The 2923-nt window shown below is 60.0% G+C and carries 3 protein-coding genes; 2 read left to right on the top strand and 1 reads right to left on the bottom strand.

Annotation, left to right across the window (positions count from 1 at the left end; all coding sequences use genetic code 11):
• Both ACH2EH_RS22870 and ACH2EH_RS22865 read left to right on the top strand, forming a co-directional pair.
• A partial coding sequence (locus ACH2EH_RS22870; RefSeq protein WP_395145394.1) for a hypothetical protein occupies positions 1-200 on the top strand: 200 nt, incomplete at its 5' end.
• A gap of 147 nt (positions 201-347) precedes the next feature.
• The gene (locus ACH2EH_RS22865; protein ID WP_395145392.1) at positions 348-1682 is read left to right on the top strand and encodes a HEAT repeat domain-containing protein; all 1335 of its coding nucleotides are present in this window, start codon (positions 348-350) and stop codon (positions 1680-1682) included.
• An 18-nt stretch (positions 1683-1700) separates the two neighbouring features.
• Here ACH2EH_RS22865 and ACH2EH_RS22860 read toward each other — a convergent pair.
• Positions 1701-2923 (bottom strand): DUF4382 domain-containing protein (locus ACH2EH_RS22860; protein WP_395145390.1); only part of this gene is annotated, 1223 nt, incomplete at its 5' end.

The raw sequence follows: 2923 nt of genomic DNA, 5'->3' as shown, positions 1-2923 counted from the left end.
ACGACAAAGAAAATGTCGTGCGGGAGCTAGAAGCCCCGACAGCAGCGGGACTCCAGCGGATTGGTTGGGACTTGCGCCAGGTCGGAGCGAATCGCTTCGCTGTTGGCAGAGCACTCGCCCCGGGCACCTACACGATCCAGCTCATGCTAGACGATAAGCCTGTCTCATCGCAGAAGCTGGAAGTCGTAGCGGGGGGATAGGGCGGGGACGAAAACGAGGGAACGAGTCCCTCTCGCTAAGCGCTTCGCGGGGCACCCTCCGGGTGCAGAGACTGTTTTCTGACCCGGAGGGTCACCGGCGAACCCTCTAGCGAGAGGAACTCGTTCCCTCGAAAAGGAAACCATTCCATGAACGACGATTCCCTCCCACGTCTACTAGAGCAGCTCCGGGAAGCAAAGCCAGATTACGCAGGCAGTTTGGTGCGCGAGGCAATTGTCGTCCTGGTTGGTAAACGTGCCGTCGAGCCGCTGATTCATCTTTTGGACGACACCAATGAGACGGTTGCCACGGATGCGTGCGTGACGTTAGGTCTCCTCCGGGATCGTCGTGCCGTTGCGCCCATTGCGGCACGATTGGATCGCTTCGGTTGGAACGGCCCCAATGCGCTGGGAAATCTTGGCGGTTCGCACGCCTCGGATGCACTTCTTCGGTACCTGGATGCAAAAAGCGGCTGGAAGATTCCTACAATCCGTATGCTGGGATTTCTCCGCGAGAGACGCGCAATACCCGCCCTCATTAAGCTGCTCCCTGTTGACCATGCGCATATGTTTGCCACAGAGGGAATTGGCAAGCTGGACTTAGGGGACAACGCCGCCGTTAGCCTGGGGAAGATAGGAAAACCTGCGGGGGACGCGCTGGTCGGGGCGCTGACGCACTCTGATGCATTCGTACGGGAGCGTGCCGCGACGGCGCTGGTAGAGGTGAAATACTCCAAAGCGGCTCCCTTGCTTTTGAAGCAGCTCGACGACGACACGCTCCCCGCAGTCGCGGCGGCGGATGCTCTGGCCGCACTCAAAGAAAAGCGTGCCATTCCCGTTTTGTTGCGCTGGTTAGAGCGCTCCCGAACAACTCCCTTCCCTAAAGCCGCCGTTGGGTGCCTGGGAGCCATTGGTGATCCGCGCCTATTTTCGGTACTCGCGAACATCGCCGATGGCCCAGATCGGGAGCTTGCCAGCACGGCAACCTACGCCCTGGGTGGCCTGCGCTGCGACGAGAGCTTTCGCTATCTGGAAAAGTGCCCTCGGGATCGGGTTCTGCAAGCCTACTACGCCTTGGGCGCTCAGAAAGACCCGCGCGCGTTTGCCTTGCTCACCGAGCGCCTGAAGTTCTCCGATAACGAGGAGGCAATGGTTCTTGCGGTTGTCTTGCAGAAGCTAGGCGATCCGCGTGCGATTCCGGTGCTCATGAAGCGCTCCGCCGTCTCACGGCCACCGCTGGACATGGATATTTTTCCTGCGGTGGCTGGACTGGGAAAAGAGGGGATCAAGATGATTGGAGCGCTTGCTAACTCAAAAGACGAGTCTTGTCTCTCCGATGCGATCTTTGCTCTGGAAGTGTCCCGGTCGCTGGAGGCCCTGCGGTATCTCCGTCCTTTGCTGAAACATCGCGATAGTGACGTGGTAAAAACGGCAATCTCTGCAATGTTCGAGATTCTGACTGCCCATCGGAAAACAGGGCCTTAGCCGAAGGCTCAGAACTCTTTAGTGGCTGTGTCCACCGCCACCACCGGTGTTGTCCGCGTCGTCTGTGGTGTTGACGAGGCCGTCATGGTTGGTGTCGTCGCCGTCGTAGTGCGTTTCACTTTCCCAGCCGCCATCGTTTGCGAGATCGCTGAGCCGGGCGTGTTTGGCCGTAAGCGTGTTGGTAGCAGGATCGTAGGTGCCGTCCACTTTAATATGGGGGACCTTGATCAGGCGCGCAAAGAACGCGGCCTTGTCTTTGATCCGGCCTCCATCGGTGTGGAGCTGCGTGGTCGGTGTCGTGATGATAGTGACTGTGCGCTGTGAGAGCGTAAAGCCACGGGCTTGATGGGGCGCGATTATAAACGTCCCGGCGTCTGCATTGACCGCACTTGCCACGCCGTGCGCCATAGGCCGACTCAGACCCACCGACTCACTGGGATCGTCTTCCCCGCTGCCCTTGATCTCAATCGCACTGGCGACGATCCGGTTGGTCTCCGGGTTGTAGCGCCCCTCCACTGTGACCACTTGCCCAGTGATCAGAAAATTATCCCCAAAGATCGCCGTGGCTGCCGTGGTGACCACGCTCACGCTGTGCCCATTGCCCCGATTGAGCGTGAATGTCTGGGTCGGGTAGAGTCCCTTCAGCTCCACCACGAGCCCGTGGTAGTCGTTGTTCTGGTGGCGCTCCGCGAGTGCGATACCGGCACCATCGCCCAGCACGAGCGCGGGAGTGAGCCGTCCTGCACTGAGTGTAAACCGGGCCAGATCGAAATCGAGAACCAGCTCCTCACTGGTGCCAAACGCGCGGGGTGCTGCAAACGGCAACACGACGGAACTGCTGCCCTCGGCGAGCGCGACGGTGGTGGCTGTGGTGCTTCCTGTCGCGAAGAGCTGAAGCGTCGAAGCAAGTGTCACGCGCACGCCGGTGTAGCGCCCTGCGGGGACACTCGCCTCGCCCAGAAACGTGTAGAGCGGCCCCGAGGCACTGCGTAGTGAGCGCAGGTCAAGAACGCGTCCGTTCGCATCGGTAAAGAGCGTGACTGCCGCGTCTGTGCTCGAAGACGGCAAGAGCTCGATCTTTGTCACCGTCGCCCAGATCTGATCGTAGTCCTCGCGAAGACTATCAGTCGCCAGCACGGCAATACGAGTCACCGAGCCCGAACCGCTTCCACCACCGCAGCCCCCCAGTAGGGCCAAGCCCAGCACCCCGAAAATCACCTGATTACTACGCATGTTCTTCT

Source organism: Armatimonas sp. (assembly GCF_043760365.1).
Lineage (GTDB): Bacteria > Armatimonadota > Armatimonadia > Armatimonadales > Armatimonadaceae > Armatimonas.
This window is presented reverse-complemented; position numbering and strand designations above follow the sequence as displayed.